This is a genomic window from Psychrobacter pacificensis, from assembly GCF_900101915.1.
Lineage (GTDB): Bacteria > Pseudomonadota > Gammaproteobacteria > Pseudomonadales > Moraxellaceae > Psychrobacter > Psychrobacter pacificensis.
The window spans coordinates 130565-147987 of the sequence record NZ_FNAL01000002.1 but is presented as its reverse complement, the minus strand read 5'-3'; the positions used below and the strand labels follow the sequence as shown (position 1 = coordinate 147987).

The 17423-nt window shown below is 44.7% G+C and carries 13 protein-coding genes; 9 read left to right on the top strand and 4 right to left on the bottom strand.

Annotation, left to right across the window (positions count from 1 at the left end; all coding sequences use genetic code 11):
* Positions 1–109: 109 nt before the first annotated feature.
* From dnaQ to nudC, 3 genes are all read left to right on the top strand, one after another.
* A complete protein-coding gene (dnaQ, locus tag BLR43_RS02050) occupies positions 110–1750 on the top strand; it encodes a DNA polymerase III subunit epsilon (RefSeq protein WP_093068250.1) in 1641 nt (546 codons plus the stop codon).
* A gap of 148 nt (positions 1751–1898) precedes the next feature.
* Complete coding sequence (locus BLR43_RS02045) at positions 1899–3581, top strand: hypothetical protein (RefSeq protein WP_093068246.1); 1683 nt, start codon at positions 1899–1901, stop codon at positions 3579–3581.
* 131 nt (positions 3582–3712) lie between these two features.
* Positions 3713–4657 (top strand): NAD(+) diphosphatase, encoded by a 945-nt coding sequence (nudC, locus tag BLR43_RS02040; protein WP_093068242.1) that lies wholly within the window; start codon positions 3713–3715, stop codon positions 4655–4657.
* A 65-nt stretch (positions 4658–4722) separates the two neighbouring features.
* On the opposite strand, the gene BLR43_RS02035 is transcribed toward nudC, so the two are convergent.
* Positions 4723–5652, bottom strand: coding sequence for a DMT family transporter (locus tag BLR43_RS02035; protein ID WP_093068239.1), 930 nt, complete (start codon positions 5650–5652; stop codon positions 4723–4725).
* Between the two features lie 93 nt (positions 5653–5745).
* On the opposite strand from BLR43_RS02035, the gene BLR43_RS02030 reads away from it, so the two are divergent.
* The 6 genes from BLR43_RS02030 (at position 5746) to BLR43_RS02005 (ending at position 11209) form a co-directional block, all read left to right on the top strand.
* Positions 5746–6636 carry a LysR family transcriptional regulator gene (locus tag BLR43_RS02030; RefSeq protein WP_071001831.1) on the top strand — a complete coding sequence of 297 codons (891 nt, stop codon included), beginning with the start codon at positions 5746–5748 and terminating at the stop codon, positions 6634–6636.
* Positions 6637–6935: 299 nt separating this feature from the next.
* Positions 6936–7793, top strand: a complete 858-nt coding sequence (locus BLR43_RS02025) for an RnfABCDGE type electron transport complex subunit B (protein WP_071003639.1) — start codon at positions 6936–6938, stop codon at positions 7791–7793.
* A 91-nt stretch (positions 7794–7884) separates the two neighbouring features.
* Positions 7885–8580, top strand: coding sequence for an endonuclease III (gene nth / locus BLR43_RS02020; RefSeq protein WP_058025991.1), 696 nt, complete (start codon positions 7885–7887; stop codon positions 8578–8580).
* A 479-nt stretch (positions 8581–9059) separates the two neighbouring features.
* A complete protein-coding gene (gene metK, locus BLR43_RS02015; protein ID WP_075105952.1) occupies positions 9060–10226 on the top strand; it encodes a methionine adenosyltransferase in 1167 nt (388 codons plus the stop codon).
* Between the two features lie 75 nt (positions 10227–10301).
* Entirely contained in the window at positions 10302–10661 is a 360-nt protein-coding gene (locus tag BLR43_RS02010) for a DUF3144 domain-containing protein (RefSeq protein WP_093068235.1), read from the top strand.
* Positions 10662–10867: 206 nt separating this feature from the next.
* Positions 10868–11209: a hypothetical protein gene (locus BLR43_RS02005; protein WP_093068232.1), complete on the top strand. Its 342-nt coding sequence runs from the start codon at positions 10868–10870 to the stop codon at positions 11207–11209.
* Between the two features lie 121 nt (positions 11210–11330).
* On the opposite strand, the gene BLR43_RS02000 is transcribed toward BLR43_RS02005, so the two are convergent.
* From BLR43_RS02000 to clpB, 3 genes are all read right to left on the bottom strand, one after another.
* Complete coding sequence (locus BLR43_RS02000; protein ID WP_093068229.1) at positions 11331–12974, bottom strand: BCCT family transporter; 1644 nt, start codon at positions 12972–12974, stop codon at positions 11331–11333.
* 166 nt (positions 12975–13140) lie between these two features.
* Entirely contained in the window at positions 13141–14406 is a 1266-nt protein-coding gene (locus tag BLR43_RS01995) for a PQQ-dependent sugar dehydrogenase (RefSeq protein ID WP_093068226.1), read from the bottom strand.
* A 208-nt stretch (positions 14407–14614) separates the two neighbouring features.
* Complete coding sequence (gene clpB / locus BLR43_RS01990) at positions 14615–17212, bottom strand: ATP-dependent chaperone ClpB (RefSeq protein WP_093068223.1); 2598 nt, start codon at positions 17210–17212, stop codon at positions 14615–14617.
* Positions 17213–17423: the final 211 nt, after the last annotated feature.

Genomic DNA, 17423 nt, shown 5'->3' with positions numbered 1-17423 from the left:
TACGATAGATTTGTTATACTCACAGCGGCACTAGCATCGTTCAATTAGTATGAGCGCGATGCTCTAATACTACTTTTATGCTTACTATTTATCAGGTTTATACATCTCTATGTCAGACAACCGTAACGCCATGCCACACTCTAATACAAGCAACGCAACTGATCCGTTAGCCGCCAAGAAAAACATAACGGTAGCGTATACTGACGGTGCCTGCAAAGGCAATCCCGGCGCTGGCGGTTGGGGCGCGCACCTTATATTTAGCGATGGTAGCACGCAGGATTTATATGGCGGTGATACGGAAACCACCAATAATCGCATGGAGCTCATGGGTGCGATACAGGCCCTAACACATAGCTCACATGAGCAAAAACTTGAGATTTGGACAGATTCCAGCTACGTCCAAAAAGGCATCACCGAATGGATTGAAGGCTGGAAGAAAAAAGGCTGGAAAACAGCGAGCAAAAAGCCCGTCGCCAATCAAGACCTTTGGCAACAATTGGATAAGCTATGTCAACAGCGTGATGTTGATTGGCACTGGGTTAAGGGTCACGCTGGACATGCCGGTAATGAAAAAGCAGACGAACTGGCAAACTTAGGGGTTACGTCAAACAGTGGTCACTCCTCTATGATAAAAGAATCTGTGGCACAAAAACCTGTGATAAACGAATCAGACGCCCCTAAAAAAAAAGACCGCATAGCGACTGATAAAAAACCTGTCGCCAATGATGATTGGCTAAAGTTCGACCCATTGGGTCTAGATATGGTAGATGACGAGTTTGAGGATGTGTCAGAAGATGAGTTACGAATCAATGACAGTCAACATAGCCATGAAGCACGTATGATGCATAATGATGTCATGGTAGAGACTCCTCACCATCCAGACAACGCACCCAAAATGATGAGTAATAAAGCCATGCCAGAAGCCCAAGTACCCATGAATGATACCGACATGACTAGTGATATCCCACCTATAGATACTGATACACCCAAGTTTGATGGGGATACGAGTCGTGCCAATCCTCATTTCAAACCGCTATTGCCAAAACCGATACATCGTCATGAAGCAAATCGTCAGCTCATCATGGATACAGAGACCACAGGACTGGACGCATTAAAAGGCGACCGTATCATTGAGATCGGTATTGTTGAGATGGTTGGGCGTAAATTTACTGGTGAAAAACTACACGTCTATATCAATCCGCAGCGTGGCATGGATGATGAAGTTATTCGTATTCATGGGATCTCTGAGGCATTTTTGGCGGACAAGCCCACCTTTGATCAAGTTGCCCAGTCATTATACGACTTTATGGATGGTGCTGAGATTATCGCTCACAACGCCACCTTTGATATGAACTTCTTAAACATGGAGTTTGCGAAAGTCGGTCTCAATGACTTTGCTGAGCGCGTACAAGTGACCGATTCACTGGTCATGGCAAAGCAGCAATATCCTGGACAAAAGAACACATTGGATGCCCTCGTACGTCGTCTGGACGTTGGTAAGCAAGACCGTACCTTTCACGGCGCCTTACTGGATTCAGAGATTTTAGCCGAAGTTTACTTGGCGATGACTGGCGGTCAAGTGACGCTTGCCATTGAAGAAGACGCACCCACAGAGGGCGGGCAAACTGCCCATACCAGTTTTGCCAATTTGGCCAATTTATTGCTAGCATCGACGTCAGATGAGACTACCAACCAAAGCTGGTACGCTTCTCTTGCAGAGGACTACCCTGAGCTAAAAGCCAATATGTAGCCGCTACATCAAGCCTGAATTACACCAACATTTGTACAATATAGCCTTGATTATTATCATATAAAACGTTAAAACATCATTAACCAATATTTTTACTACCCCATTGATACCATCGTCATTCTCATCAGTACATTATGGAAAAATACTTATGGACCAGTCTGCGCAAATGAAGTTAACCGCCCCCACGCTTAGTGTTACTGATTTCAACCTACCGTCACTCCACTTATTGCATGATGAGATTATCGCAACGCTCAAAGATACTGAGATTCATCTGAGCGAGTTCAATGACGATAGTAGCCAAGCACCTTTATTGTCAGATTCTATTAGCGTTTTAAAGCAGCTGTCTTGTATTTTTAAACTGATTTCTCTTGTTGGTGCAGAAGTGTTAAACAATGCCATCATTGACGGTCTACAGCGCCTTTATGACAACGGCGACAACAATGACACGGCTCTCATCATGGATTTATCAGAAGCCATTATGACTTTAGATCGCTATGTCGAGTTTGTATTATTGACTGAGTCGGTAGAGCCTACTTTGTTATTGCCAGTGGTTAATAATCTCAATGCGCATGGACAAAAACCACCAATGACGGTCGAGGACTTTTCTACTTTTGGGAGCAGTAGCGTCATCATTGCTAACCCAGAGAAAAACTTTGAACCACTAAGCGCGCTCAATTTGGATACAAAACTCCTGACCTATGCCTATCGTAGCGGTCTTGGCGTTGCCCTACTCAATCAAGATGGCAATATTGACTCAAACGATCAGCAAAAACTCGATGCCATGAGTGCTGCCTGCGCTTTGATCGCATCAAATAGTAACAGCCTATTTTGGCAAGCAGCAGCGACTGCTGTGACAGATATTGCCGCGGTCTTACCGTTGAACGTGAGCCAAAAGCATACGCTGATTTATGTGGAGCAGCAGTTCCAAAGCTACTTACCTGTGATGGATACACGTTTTGCAGACTTAGTTAATTTTGCCTGTCAGCGTGATACTGTTGAGGCGCAGCAATTACGTGAGCAGTACGCAAGTAACTATCTAGAAGGCGATCAGCTTGATGAGATGAAGCGTTTCTTATTTGGTCCCAATCGCGCACTCACCGATACACTAAATGACATTATTCAGTCTCAAATCAATAATATTAAAGAAAATGTCGACAGCTATGCACGCGGCGACTCCATCAATCCTGTTGATATGCAAACTGCCCAGATCATTGAAGAGTTGACTGAACTGAGCTCAGCACTGCGCCTGCTAGGATTGTCCAATGCAGCTGATAGTCTTATCACAGCGGCGGGTGCGGTCAGCCATTGGCAGGCGCCTTCGCCGGATGACTTTGATCACTTATTACTGGCATTGATGCATGCAGAGAATGCTACAATTGCAATGGCAGAGATGCATACCCCAGGGGCGATCTACTTACCACTGAATAATCAGCATATCTCATTGCATCAGCTCAATACATCATACGATACTCTCATACAAGAAAGCCGTACCGCCATTGCAAGTGCCGAGCAAGCAATTAACGACTATTTGGCAGAGCCTGAACGCGACATGCTTAATATTCAGAATATACCGGGAATGATGCGCCAAGTGGCAGGTGCATTGCGCTTTTTACATTTGCCAACACCCGCCAGCATGCTTGGTCAATTAGCCATTTATATCGAAAAACGCATAGAGAGTGGACGACGTATCGAAGACGATACACTGGCTTATATTGCTGATGTGATTATGGCGGTCGATCATCATCTGGATGGTTTTGAGAACCATCGTCCTGTCAGTAAACAAGCGCTTGACGTTGGCCAGCAAAGCTTAAGTCATCTACTTGCTGCTTAGTACTGCTTGCACAGGTTTTATCGTCGCCATTTTGTCATTTTGCGGCGATAAAACTTAATCAGAATACTTCACGTTAAATAAGTCTGTATCTAAATCGATACGGATTTGCTTCAAACTGTTTGGAATCTTTTATGGCCCATGCTTTTATATTGAGTGATGACACTGTTTTATGCCGTCAAATGCCAGATGGTTGGTGGCCATTACAAATCCAACTACCACAGAGTCGTACTGGTTCAGACGAGCAAGCTTATCGGCTCGGTCACGTGACGCTACATGAGAGTCTATCGCCAAATCACTGGCAATCTGATGATAATAATAATATGGATAGCCTTTCATCTGATTTGATCAATGAAAACACTGCCCAAACCTTCACTGCGCCGTCCACCACTGCCATGACTTATGATTACGCAGTCGCTCATAACGTGACGCTGCCTATCATCGCCGAAAGCAGTACTGATACCTTTGTCCCTTATCGACAGCTGATAAATAACATACCTGTTGCCCTATCTGACCAGATCAGTCAAGCGATACAGTTATTAAGGTGGCAAGCAGATACGCAGTTCTGTAGTCGCTGTGCCAGTCCTACCGTACATGCTGACCAAGACGAGCGCGCCATGGTTTGTCCAGTATGCCAGCTGCGCCAGTATCCTCGCGTCCAGCCATGTGTGATTACGGCGATTACCCGCCCAAACCCAGTAACAGATGAAATGCAAATCTTACTCGCGCACCATCACCGTCACGGACAGCAAAAACTGCCGCCCATGTATGGTTTGATCGCTGGGTTTGTCGAGGTCGGTGAAAGCCTAGAGCATGCGGTGGTACGTGAGGTGGCAGAAGAGGTCAATATCAGCGTATCAGATATTCGTTATGTGAGTAGCCAGCCTTGGCCATTTCCCTCCAATTTGATGCTTGGGTTCCGTGCCTCTTATGCCAGTGGCGATATTATTATTCAAGAAGACGAACTGGCGCATGCTGATTTTTTTGATCTCTCTAACCTGCCAAAGATTCCACCAAAGGGCAGTATCGCTCGAGAATTGATCGATCAGATTGCCAAAGAACAAGGCATTTTATTATGAAATTAAATGACACTGACACTGGCAGCTCATTTTAGCGGCTAATGTCAGTGCCTACTGCGTTTCACTTAGACATTATGGACGGTCAGACGCTGATATTGCCATTTGACAAGTCTGGGTATCAATAGCCCTGCAATCACAATCGCCATACCTAATAATTGCAAAGCGGTCACTTGCTGACCGTAAGCAAAGGCCGTGAGCGCAGCAAACACTGGCACAAAATTAAAGAATAATGACGCATTAGCAGCGCCCAACTGCTTGACGCCAGAGATCCACAATAGATAACCGCCAACCGTGCCGAAGACGCCAATAAATATCAAGTCGCCAAAGACACTGCGACTGATGGCTAAGCTTTCTTGCAATGGATGTACCTCTGCACTAAATAACACCATGAGCGATATCACCCCAAGACCTGACAGCATACCGACCAAGGTATAAGGAATCATTGGCATCCAGCGACTGATACCTTGAGTCAGATAAGTATAGAGACTCCAGCACAGCATACCTAAAAAAATCATTTGATCGCCATGGTTAAATTCAAACCCTAGCAGTTTGGCAAATGCGCCATCGGTCAGTACCAGCAGTACGCCAGAGAGACAAACCACCAAACTAAACAGCGCGCCTTTGGTAGGAAACTGGCGCTGCGCTATAGAACCAATCAATGAAGTAACCAGCGGGCTAAGCGCCATAATCAACGCACCATTATTGGCATTGGTCTGTTCAAGCCCAGTAAACAGCCCCAAGTTTAAGCCACCAACACCAATGATGGATACACCAATCGCCCACGCCCATTGTTTGGGTGTGAGAGTAGGGATTGGCATGTGTTTATATTTTGTATAAAGATACAGACACACCGAGGCAATGCTAAAACGCCACATGACTAAGGTTAATGCGTTTACTTCACTCAAGGCATGCTTGCCGACAGGAAAACTTGCGCCCCAGAGAAACGTACACAGTAATAAATATAGGACGGCGGTGGTGTTCGCTGAACGGCTCATATTGCACCCAAAAAACTTGCGAAAAGATAAGCACCAGTGTATATATTTTAAATACGGTATAAACAAGCAATAACGAGAGCATAGATTCTGAATATGAAATTTAACTACTCCCTCGATGACATGCGCAGTTTTTGCGCGGTTGTCCGCTACGGCAGCTTTCGCCAAGCCTCTATAATGCTTGACATGCCCCTATCGACATTGAGTCGCCGAGTTGCCAAACTAGAAGCAGATCTGGCACTTAGGTTGCTCAACCGAGATGCGCACCGCGTACAGTTGACCCATGCAGGGCAACAATATTATAAGAGCAGCGCCCATCTCTTTGATGAATTAGAAAACGTCGCGTGTTGCTTACTACAAGATAAAAATGAGGCCAAAGGCACAATCAGAATCAGCGCCCCTGTCAATTTTGGTAGTGATATTTTAGCGCCGCATTTCAATGCTTTTTTAAAACAATATCCAGATATCCATTTAGATTTGCGTCTGTCCAATCAGACCATTGATATTGACGCGCAAGCTATTGATGTCGCTTTTCGTATTGGTGAACACAGTGCCAATCATTGGATTGGGCGGCAGCTGACCAATATTCGCTTTATCATTTGTGCAGCCAGCGATATCGATGTATCCGATATCCAAACGCCCAATGATTTGGCAGGCTACCCTACGGTACTGTGCACCCCTATGTCTACTTGGCATCTACAGCATCGTATAACGGGCGAGGTACAGACGCATCAGCCAACAAATAATATCCGTCTAAAAGTTGATAATATTAGTTTACTAACGGGGGCTATTGCGGATGGTATCGGTCTAGGTTTCATCCCCGATTATGATGCACAGCCTTTGATCACATCAGGCGGTTTGCAGCAAGTATTGCCTGATTGGAATAACCAACCTAGAGGCTGCCAGATGCTCTATCGCGACCGTGATAACATGCCTCATCGCATGCATCTATTAATTGATTTTATCCTCAAGCGTTTTGGTAAGTAGACATTCCGCAAACGCTCACCGAGAATAAATGCATCACAATATCATTGATCTTATGCTTTAATTTTTAATGTTAAAGACTAGGTTTTCGACCCTGATGTTTTACGGCTTTAAATGTGTTAATCTTCGCAGCGCAACAGCGATCAATACGGCTGGGTGATTGACTATTTGATATAGAACGTCAGTACAAAGATCCATAATTTGCCTATAAAATATGCAATCAATAGTCACTTATCTACCTAGCCACTGACAGACATAAGTGACAGTCGCTAATGATGACCGATACTAAGGCCAGTAATACCATGTCCCAAACCGACACCCATCCTCAAAGTACTGAACAGACACGCTTGACAGATTTACCGATCTTGTTTAAGTCGCTGCACATTGATACCCTGCCAAATGATGTACAGACAAAAATTGCACGCGTTGATGCTTGTCTGCCGCAAACGCAATGCGGGCTTTGTGAGCATCCAGATGGCTGCTTGCCTTACGCCACTGCTATCGTATTAAAGGGTGAGCCATACAATAAATGTGTGCCTGGTGGCCAGCCAGTAACGGACGCTATCGCTCAGACAATTGGGATAGATACTCATCTGACAGCCGCACCATCACAATGGCCGATAGACATGACATCAGGACGTCCAACAGAGGTTCGTGCTGTGATTCGTGAAGACGACTGTATCGGCTGTACCAAATGTATTCCGGCTTGTCCAGTGGATGCTATCGTCGGTACTGGCAAACACATGCATACGATTTTTACCGATTTGTGCACAGGCTGTGAGCTATGTATCGCACCCTGCCCTGTTGATTGTATCGACTTGGTCATTGTCGAGCGTGAGCTTTCTCCCTTTGAGAGAGTAGCCGAACAAGAAGACTTGAGACAGCGCTACCACACGCATCTCAAACGCGTGACAGAACAACTGGCTGATACCAGCAATAGCAAACCTGTGGTCAGCATGGTAGAGGCCAAGCTCAACAATGCAACGAGCCAATCGCTAAATATTAGCGAAGCACAAGCAAAGAATACCATTGCAGCGGCTAAACTACGTACCAAAATCAAAAAACTCGAAAAGCAGCTCAGCGTGCGCGCCAATGATAAAAAACAAATGGAGCTTGAAGGCTTGCAAGCAGAGCTCGACGCATTACAAGCGGTGCTGTGATTACGTGATTGATACTTTAATAACTCATATAAATGCCATCGCTAGCATATAATTTTGCAACACCACTCACTAAAATAATAGTTAAAACACCATGAGTAAAACGGTCAAACATAAAACAGCCGATACACCGCCCTCTAGAAGAATGCCCAATCGCGATGTGCGTCCATTTTTTGAAAAGCTAGCGGCGACGATTGACGAGCCTGTCACCGAGCTAAATTACGGCAGTAATTTCGAGCTGCTCATCGCCGTTATCTTATCTGCACAGGCAACTGATGTGAGCGTCAATATTGCCACTCAGCAGTTGTACCCCGTGGCGAACACACCTGAAGCTATACTGGCACTAGGCGAAGAAGGTCTAAAGACGTATATCAAAAATATTGGCTTATATAACGCAAAAGCCAAAAATGTCATCAAGACTTGCCGCGATTTGATTGAAAAGTTTGATAGCACCGTCCCTGACAACCGCAAAGATCTAGAATCATTAGCTGGTGTGGGGCGTAAAACCGCCAACGTAGTTTTGAATACTGCTTTTGGTCAGCCAACCATGGCGGTCGACACGCATATCTTTCGCGTCGGCAATCGTACTGGACTCGCTACTGGTAAAACGGTGCTCATCGTCGAAAACAAACTGGTCGAGCGTATACCCGATGACTTTATCGTTGATGCGCATCATTATCTTATTTTGCACGGGCGCTATACCTGCCAAGCGCGTACACCCAAATGCGGCGCTTGCCCCGTCTATGAAGAGTGCATGTTTAAAGATAAAGCGACCTTTTTAGAACTATAACGTAGTGACACTCCTGTCTCAAAGACAAACTTATGTAGCCATGAACTGGCAAGTACCTACGTTTTACGACAGTGAATCACTTGTTGAGCATTTCTTATAGTATAGCAAGTGCTGCTCACTAGAGTTTTATAACGTTTCAGGGTAGAATAACCCTATTTTGTGTTAAGAGATTTTGGCAATTACCCCGCTTCTGATAAGGCAATCTGCACACTGACAGTAGCCTATTAGAGCGAACATTGACCTAACTCTCTACCGCCATAGCCATAAAAGCTTATTATCATTGCTCCATATATGAATTGATTGAATGATAGTAGGTCTAGATTTTAGCCAAATTGATGACAAAAACTTTGTTCAACACCGATTTTTAGCATTGAGAAATACCGATTATCTGCCGCGTAAATGCGTGGTCAACATTAATTAGAGCAGCACCCAGAGTGTTGCTTTTCCTACCTTTATTGATTCAATTAAGCGATCCCATTATGCGTGAATACAACTTATTTACCTCCGAATCTGTGAGCGAAGGCCACCCTGACAAAATGGCTGACCAAATATCAGACGCCATCCTTGATGCTATCTTACGTGAAGACTTACACGCACGTGTGGCCTGCGAAACTTTAGTAAAAACAGGCGCGGTGATACTTGCCGGTGAAATCACCACAACTGCCAATATCGATTTAGAGCGGCTGGTGCGTGACACGGTCAACGGCATTGGTTATCACCACTCAGATTTGGGTTTTGATGGCGAGACTTGTGCGGTCATCAATATGCTGGGTAAGCAGTCTCCTGAAATCGCTCAAGGTGTCGATCGTCATGATCCTGAAGAGCAAGGTGCAGGCGATCAAGGTTTAATGTTTGGTTACGCCAGTAATGAAACTGATGTATTAATGCCGGCCCCTATCGAATATGCTCATCGTTTGATGGAGCGTCAATCTGAGCTGCGCCGTGCAGGCGAGCTGCCTTGGCTCCGTCCTGATGCCAAAGCACAGGTAACCTTGAAGTATGATGGCAACCGTCCTGCTGCAATCGATGCGGTCGTTCTATCAACTCAGCATGATCCAAGCATCTCGCAGTCTGATCTGCAAGAAGCAGTGATGGAATCTATCATCAAGCAAGTGCTACCGGCTGATCTGTTACATGCGGGTACACGCTACCATATCAACCCAACGGGTAAGTTTGTCATTGGTGGTCCTGTGGGTGATGCAGGCTTAACAGGCCGCAAAATCATTGTCGATACTTACGGCGGTATGGCGCGTCATGGTGGCGGTGCTTTCAGTGGTAAAGATCCCTCAAAAGTAGATCGCAGTGCTGCTTATGCGGTACGTTATGTGGCCAAAAACATCGTCGCAGCTGGTCTTGCTGATCGCTGTGAAGTACAAGTCAGTTACGCGATTGGGGTTGCTGAGCCAACATCTATCTCTGTCAACACTTTTGGTACGAGCAAAATCAGTAACGATGAGATCATTCGCCTGATTCGTACTCATTTTGATTTGCGTCCTTATGGCATCACTCGTATGCTGAACCTATTACAGCCAATGTATCAGCAGACGGCTACCTTTGGACATTTTGGTCGTCAAGGCTCAGAAACTGCCTTTACTTGGGAAAAAACAGACAAAGCGGATATCTTAAAAGCAGACGCTGGTTTATAAGAGTCATTACGTTGAATCATTTACAAACCGTCTTTATATACTAAAATTATCGACACTTATTATTAGGAGCAGCTTATGTCTCAAGACAGCAACACTCAAGACAACAATGTGGATGCAAGCATTGAAATCACCCCTGAAATGCAGGCGTTTTACCAACGTGCTGATGCTATCATCGGTGTCGCCAATAGTCAGCTAGGCCCTGATGCCCATTCAGGACAGGTAGGTGCTTCTTTGTTATATGCTGCCGCACGCTATAGCGCCTCTGTGGCCTCGATTGGCTTCGTGAAAGCCGATGATTTTGCCAAAGAAAAAGACGATATCGTCGAGTTTTATGTCAAGCAGTATCGCCAGATGCTAAGTGACAATTTGACAGATTATGCACAAAATTTTGACAAATACGTGCAGCTAAACAAAGACGACAAGCCAGATGAATAAGTTGCTATTCTTATCTAGGTAGATATTCTGCTGTGACAATCATCTGTATTTAACAAAAAACCCAAGCCGCTCAAGCTTGGGTTTTTTGTATTATGTTATTGAGTCCATAGCCATCTATTAGTTATTATAAAACTTTAAGTGCTATATCGATCTATCAATAACGTGACGAGCGGTAATAGAACGCTTGCAAATAAGGACATCACATCATGCAAAAAACGCTATCTAAATTATCACTGCCTACACTGGCGCCATCCCTCAAACCATCATTAGCTGTCGTCTCCATGGTATTAGCACTGGCGGGTTGCAGCGCTACGCCTGGCGCAGTTACCCCCACGCAACCTGCAACAGATAACAGTCAAATGATTGAAAACACCTTAACTCACTGTCCAACCTCTCACTCTGAGAAGGTCATGTGTACCATGCAATATGATCCAGTCTGTGTAAAAACGAAAGTTGGCTCAGTGATAAGCTACCGTACGGCAGGTAATGCTTGCTCGGCCTGTAACATACCTGAGGCCATTAGTTATACCAAAGGTGAATGCAGTTAATTCATAAGAATACTTCATTCCAAAAAATATATTTGAGTAGCCACAAAGAAGCCCCAATTTAAAAATAAATTGGGGCTTCTATTAATGATTAGAACAACGGTTAAAATAACGATTTTACTGCTTAGTCACCCTTAACAATCTTAGGTGGGCCTTTGAGTAAATGCTCATCAACAAACTCATCTGCAGAGTTATGATCTGCTGACTCATCTGTGATATAGCTTTGCTGCGCACGGTAAAGAATCAGACGATCACGTCCTAATCCGCGTAACAACGCATACATTATGACAAAAACCACTAAAGCAAATGGCAATCCTGCTACGATGGCAGCTGCCTGCAAAGCAGACAATCCACCAGCCGCTAACAATATGGCAGCGATAACGCCTTCTGTGGTTGCCCAAAACAAACGCTGAATCTTTGGTGGATTGGTATCGCCACCAGCGGTCAGCATATCGATAACAAAACTGGCCGAATCTGACGAAGTCACAAACCAAAGCATAATCATGACAACAATCATTAACGTAATCGGTTTGGCTAGTGGGTAGTACTCAACCAGCTTAAAGATTGCGCTACCGGTATCTGCTTGTACTGCTTCAACCAAACCTGGGCTAATACCTGTCACAGCAGAGGCAAGCTCCATATGAATCGCTACGCCACCAAAGGTCGTGAACCAAAAGAACAAGATAAGCATAGGGATTAACAGTACCCCAAACGTAAACTCACGGATGGTACGACCACGAGAGATACGGGCAATAAAGATACCAACGAATGGTGCCCAGCTCACCCACCATGCCCAATAAAATATCGTCCAAGCACTTTGCCAATCTGTTCCACTATAAGACTCGCCCCACGTACCCAAAGGCACGAGTACAGTCAGATAGTTGCCGATATTTTCGATAAAGCTATCAAAGATAAAGAGCGTTGGCCCTAAAGCCACCATGAATACCAATAAAACGATTGTAAAACCGATATTGATATCACTAAGGCGCTTAATACCTTTATCCAGACCCATCATAACGGAAGCGGCTGCAAGCGCTGTGATGAAAGCTATCAAACCGAACTGTACAGTGAGACTATTCGGCATGCCAAATAGTTTCTCAAGTCCCGCATTGATCTGCATCACTCCAAGCCCGAGTGAGGTGACCACACCAAACATCGTACCGAACACGGCCAAGATATCGACCGTATGCCCCCAGCGACCATAGATTCTTTTGCCGAGCAAAGGATACAAAGTTGAGCGAATCGATAAAGGCAAACCGCGACGAAAATGAAAATACGCTAAGGACAGTGCCACAATCGTATAGATGCCCCAAGCGTGTAGACCCCAATGCATAAATGAGATATTCATCGCTTGCTTTGCGGCTTCAACCGTTTCGGCCTCGCCCATTGGTGGTGCCATAAAGTGATACAACGGCTCCGCTGTACCCCAATAGACAAGACCAATACCAATACCAGCAGAGAACAACATACCAATCCAAGAAAACAGATTGTACTGCGGTCGCTCCGTTTGGTTGCCTAAACGAATATCACCATAGCGACTCATTCCTAAGTAAATGCAAAGCCCAAGCGCTGTATTCACTAAGATAATAAATAACCAACCGAACTTATCGGTAATAAAATTCTGTAAAAAACTAAAAACCGCCCCTGCTGTTTCAGTGAAAAGCGCGCCGAAAATAATAAATCCAACGATCAACAGTGACGATGTAATAAACACAGGTTTACTCACCCGTGGAAAAGGTCCTAATCTGCCTACTTTTACTTCTTCCATGTGCAAGTCTCAAAATTTAAGGAATATTACCTTAACAAAATAGGCTTTAACTATCAATCAATTACAAAATAAAACTTGATAAAACCTTTAAATTATTCTAATAAGATTGATAGTTTTTTTAAAAGGTCTACATAAATACAGATCTAAAAGCAGCTTTATCATGATGTTATTTAGGCAATAATCTGAGTAATCGTCCACCATCACCATCTTCCAATACCCACACTTGTCCATCGACTGCCAGCACGCTACGAACACGCTCACCCATGTCATAACGATAGCGTTCAGTAGCACTATCATCTTCATCGACACTTACGACAATAAGCGCTTTTGAAGATAAACCACTGATTAAAAAATCGCCTTGTAATGCTGGAAAGTCATTGTGGCTACCAGCCGTATATAGACTCAGTGATGACGGTGAAATAACGGGTGTCCATGTGATTTTAGGCATTTCAAACTCAGGGCGAGTGTCGTGATCTGGGATTGGTGTACCTGAATAATTACGACCATTTGATACAATCGGCCAGCCGTAGTTTTTGCCTTTTTCAATCAGATTAAATTCATCACCACCCTTTGGCCCCATCTCGTTTGCCCAAAGCCTGCCGCTTTCATCAAATCTTATGCCGAGCACATTGCGATTGCCCATTGTCCAAAACTGAGAGGCAATGTCATTGCTATCCTTGACAAATGGATTGTCCTTTGGAACCGAGCCGTCAGCATACAATCTAATAATCTTACCTAGATTCATGCTCATATTTTGTGCAGGCTCTTTTTTCTGGCGTTCTCCTGAGCTGATATATAGATACTGTCCATCAGGTGAAAACAATAAGCGATGGCTATAGTGACCTTGTCCCGTGACTTTTGGAGATTGCTCCCAAATAGGCGTGATGGCCTGTAGTGTGGGCGCATTTGTGCCTAATCCTGCCAGTGTCGCTTTGATTACTTTTGCCCCAAACTTATTACTATCACCCCCCTTTCCTGCTTCTACGTAGCTGATATATACAGCATTAGAAGTCGCAAAATCTGGTGCTAATATAATATCTCCCAAACCACCTTGACCACCATAGGCCACTTTAGGGATGCCTGCTACTTGTGTCTTGCTACTCGTCGCCGTGTCTACAATGAATAACTCTCCTGTTTTTTGCGTCACTAGTAGTTTGGGCGCTTTGCCATCTATACTGGGTAGTGCTGTCATAGCCCAAGGCTCATCAAAAGTGGCGACCGCTTTGGTTGTAAACTCAGGCTTGTCTGCGCCAACTTGAGCATCACTTGTGCGCATATCTGCTTTAGAGATTTGGCTCTCTTTCTGTTCTGGTACGTTGTTGCTGGTATTGACGGTTGCAGGATTTGAGCAAGCTGATGTACTAAACAATAAAGCCACAATGAGTAACGGCGATGTTAAGGGCAGACTTACACGTTCAATAGGGGTTGTCATGGTTTTGTCCTTTCTATCCAATTGGCATTTATTTTATTGGTCATCCATTTATTTATAGCATAGTCTTGATATTTAAGAGATATTTAAATGGTAAAAAAACAGTAACGCAAAATACCACCATAAACGAAAAACCCCTTACCTACGATTGTAGATAAGGGGTTTGTTTTAAACGTACAGTTAGGTCATAAAGACCTCAAGGCTAGAGTGCCTAGCTCATTCTAAGCTTATCAAAAGTTAGCTTGTCGTCAGCACCTACATCGACTTTGATAATATCACCCGCCACAAAATCGCCCGCTAGTAGCTTCAATGATAATGGATTTTCGATCTCTTGCTGAATGGCACGCTTCAAAGGACGAGCGCCATAAACAGGATCATAACCGACGGCAACCAATTTATTCATCGCGTCGGCTGATAGCTCAATATCCATCTCACGCTCTTGGATACGCTGACGCAAACGATTCAATTGAATATCAGCAATACCTGCCATCTGCGACATACCAAGCGGATGGAATACTACGATTTCATCAATACGGTTGACGAACTCTGGACGGAAATGCTGCCCAACAAAATCCATTACTTCCGCTTTAATATCCTCGTAACTTTCGCCAACCATTTCTTGAATCTTGTGCGAACCCAAGTTACTGGTCATGATAATGACGGTGTTTTTAAAATCTACCACCCGACCTTGCGAATCGGTTAAGCGACCATCGTCCAATACTTGTAGCAAGATATTGAACACATCTGGATGCGCTTTTTCTACTTCATCGAACAATATGACGCTATATGGCTTACGGCGTACCGCTTCAGTCAACGTACCGCCTTCTTCGTAACCAACGTAACCTGGAGGTGCCCCTACAAGACGACTGACACTGTGTTTTTCCATATATTCACTCATGTCGATACGTACGATTGCATCTTCAGAGTCAAACAAGAAGTTCGCTAGCGATTTGGTCAGCTCAGTTTTACCAACACCTGTAGGTCCTAAGAATAAGAACGAGCCTGAAGGACGGTTGGGATCAGATAATCCTGCACGGCTACGACGTACCGCATTGGCCACCGATTCGACCGCTTCGTTTTGACCGATAACACGCTCATGGAGCTTTTCTTCCATTGCGATCATTTTGTCACGCTCGCCTTGCATCATTTTACTGACTGGGATACCAGTGGCGGCTGCCACCACTTCTGCAATTTCATTGTCGGTGACTTTATTACGTAGCAGTTTGACACCACTACCTTCACCTGTCTGCTCTTTTTGCTCAGCCAAGTCAGACTCATGAATACGTCGTTCTAACTGCGGAATGGTCTCGTATTGCAGCTTACTCATGGTCTCGTAGTCGCCTTCGCGGCTGGCTTTGTCATAAGCGATACGGGCTTTATCTAGCTCGTCTTTTAGCTGTTGACTGCCTTTGACCAACGCTTTCTCTGCCTGCCAAACTTCATTAAGATCAGCGTACTCTTTTTCTAACTCTGCTATTTGCGCATCGAGCACTTTACGTTCTGATTGCGCGCCCGCATCTTCTTCGTTTTTGAGGACTTCGCGCTGCATTTTTAGCTGAATGAGGCGACTATCGAGCTTACCTAATGATTCAGGCTTACTGTCCATCTCCATGCGCAAGCGGCTGGCCGCTTCGTCAATTAAATCAATCGCCTTATCTGGTAGCTTACGGTCAGTGATATAGCGATGGCTCATGCGCGCAGCAGCAATGATGGCGCTATCTTGAATATCGACGCCATGGTGCAGCTCGTAACGCTCTTTTAAACCCCGTAATATCGCAATAGTATCTTCGACCGTTGGCTCATCGACCAAAACCTTTTGAAAACGACGTTCAAGCGCAGCGTCTTTTTCGATGTACTGGCGATACTCATCAAGGGTGGTCGCACCAACGCAGTGCAGCTCACCGCGTGCCAGTGCAGGTTTTAGCATATTACCCGCATCCATTGCACCTTCAGACTTGCCTGCACCAACCATCGTATGCAGCTCATCGATGAACAAAATGACATTGCCTTCTTGTTTGGCCAAATCGCTCAGTACGCCTTTTAGACGCTCTTCGAACTCACCGCGGAATTTTGCCCCTGCAATCAGCGCGCCCAAGTCTAATGACAACACTTCTTTACGGCGCAGACCTTCTGGTACGTCGCCATTGATGATTTTTTGTGCCAAGCCTTCGACGATGGCTGTTTTACCAACGCCCGGCTCACCGATGAGTACAGGGTTGTTTTTGGTACGGCGCGACAGTACCTGAATGGTACGGCGAATTTCTTCGTCACGGCCAATGACTGGATCTAGTTTGCCAAGCTCTGCTTGCTCAGTCAGATTAATCGTGTATTTGTTGAGTGCATCACGCTGATCTTCAGCGTTTTGGTTATTGACCGTATCATCACCGCGCAGCTGCTCAATGACCGCTTTTAGTTTGCTTGCCGTCACACCTGCACTTTCAAATATTTTTTTGGTTTCGCCTTGCTCAGCGAGTGCCAACATGACCCATTCAGTCGCAATAAAATCATCGCCTTCTTTTTGCGCCTGACGATCTGCCAAGTTCAGAATTTTGACTGAGTTTGGGTTTAGATTGACGTCACCTGTTGGCTCCGAAATGGTCGCTTGGTTATCGAGTGCTTTGGCAACGCCATTTTTTAGCGCTGGAATAGAAGCGCCTGCTTGTTGGCAGATAGATAAATTAGATTCATCTTGTAGCAATACCGCAAGCAAATGCACAGGATCAATGCCCGTATGATCACGACCTAACGCTAGGCTCTGAGCTTCTTGAATCGCCGATTGCAGTTTTTGCGTAAACTTCTCAAATCTCATGTTTATATCCTTTTATAATTGGTATTATCAGTAATCGCGTTCATCTCTGGCGTCACTGTTATCTGTCATTTATATAAGGTATGCATACGGTTATTTCAAGACAACAAATCAATAAAACCTTACTTAAGACAATGATATTTATTATTAACAATATTTAAATGGGCTATTAATACCAGATAAAGGAAATTAGTAGGTAAGAAATGCCATTTTA

Coding starts and splice junctions, on each gene's coding strand:
- BLR43_RS02010 (WP_093068235.1), top strand. CDS start 10,302: ATGTCTCAAGACAGCAACACTCAAGACAACAATGTGGATGCAAGCATT.
- BLR43_RS02035 (WP_093068239.1), bottom strand. CDS start 5,652: ATGAGCCGTTCAGCGAACACCACCGCCGTCCTATATTTATTACTGTGT.
- BLR43_RS02000 (WP_093068229.1), bottom strand. CDS start 12,974: ATGGAAGAAGTAAAAGTAGGCAGATTAGGACCTTTTCCACGGGTGAGT.
- BLR43_RS02025 (WP_071003639.1), top strand. CDS start 6,936: ATGTCCCAAACCGACACCCATCCTCAAAGTACTGAACAGACACGCTTG.
- BLR43_RS02030 (WP_071001831.1), top strand. CDS start 5,746: ATGAAATTTAACTACTCCCTCGATGACATGCGCAGTTTTTGCGCGGTT.
- dnaQ (WP_093068250.1), top strand. CDS start 110: ATGTCAGACAACCGTAACGCCATGCCACACTCTAATACAAGCAACGCA.
- BLR43_RS02005 (WP_093068232.1), top strand. CDS start 10,868: ATGCAAAAAACGCTATCTAAATTATCACTGCCTACACTGGCGCCATCC.
- clpB (WP_093068223.1), bottom strand. CDS start 17,212: ATGAGATTTGAGAAGTTTACGCAAAAACTGCAATCGGCGATTCAAGAA.
- BLR43_RS02045 (WP_093068246.1), top strand. CDS start 1,899: ATGGACCAGTCTGCGCAAATGAAGTTAACCGCCCCCACGCTTAGTGTT.
- nth (WP_058025991.1), top strand. CDS start 7,885: ATGAGTAAAACGGTCAAACATAAAACAGCCGATACACCGCCCTCTAGA.
- nudC (WP_093068242.1), top strand. CDS start 3,713: ATGGCCCATGCTTTTATATTGAGTGATGACACTGTTTTATGCCGTCAA.
- metK (WP_075105952.1), top strand. CDS start 9,060: ATGCGTGAATACAACTTATTTACCTCCGAATCTGTGAGCGAAGGCCAC.
- BLR43_RS01995 (WP_093068226.1), bottom strand. CDS start 14,406: ATGACAACCCCTATTGAACGTGTAAGTCTGCCCTTAACATCGCCGTTA.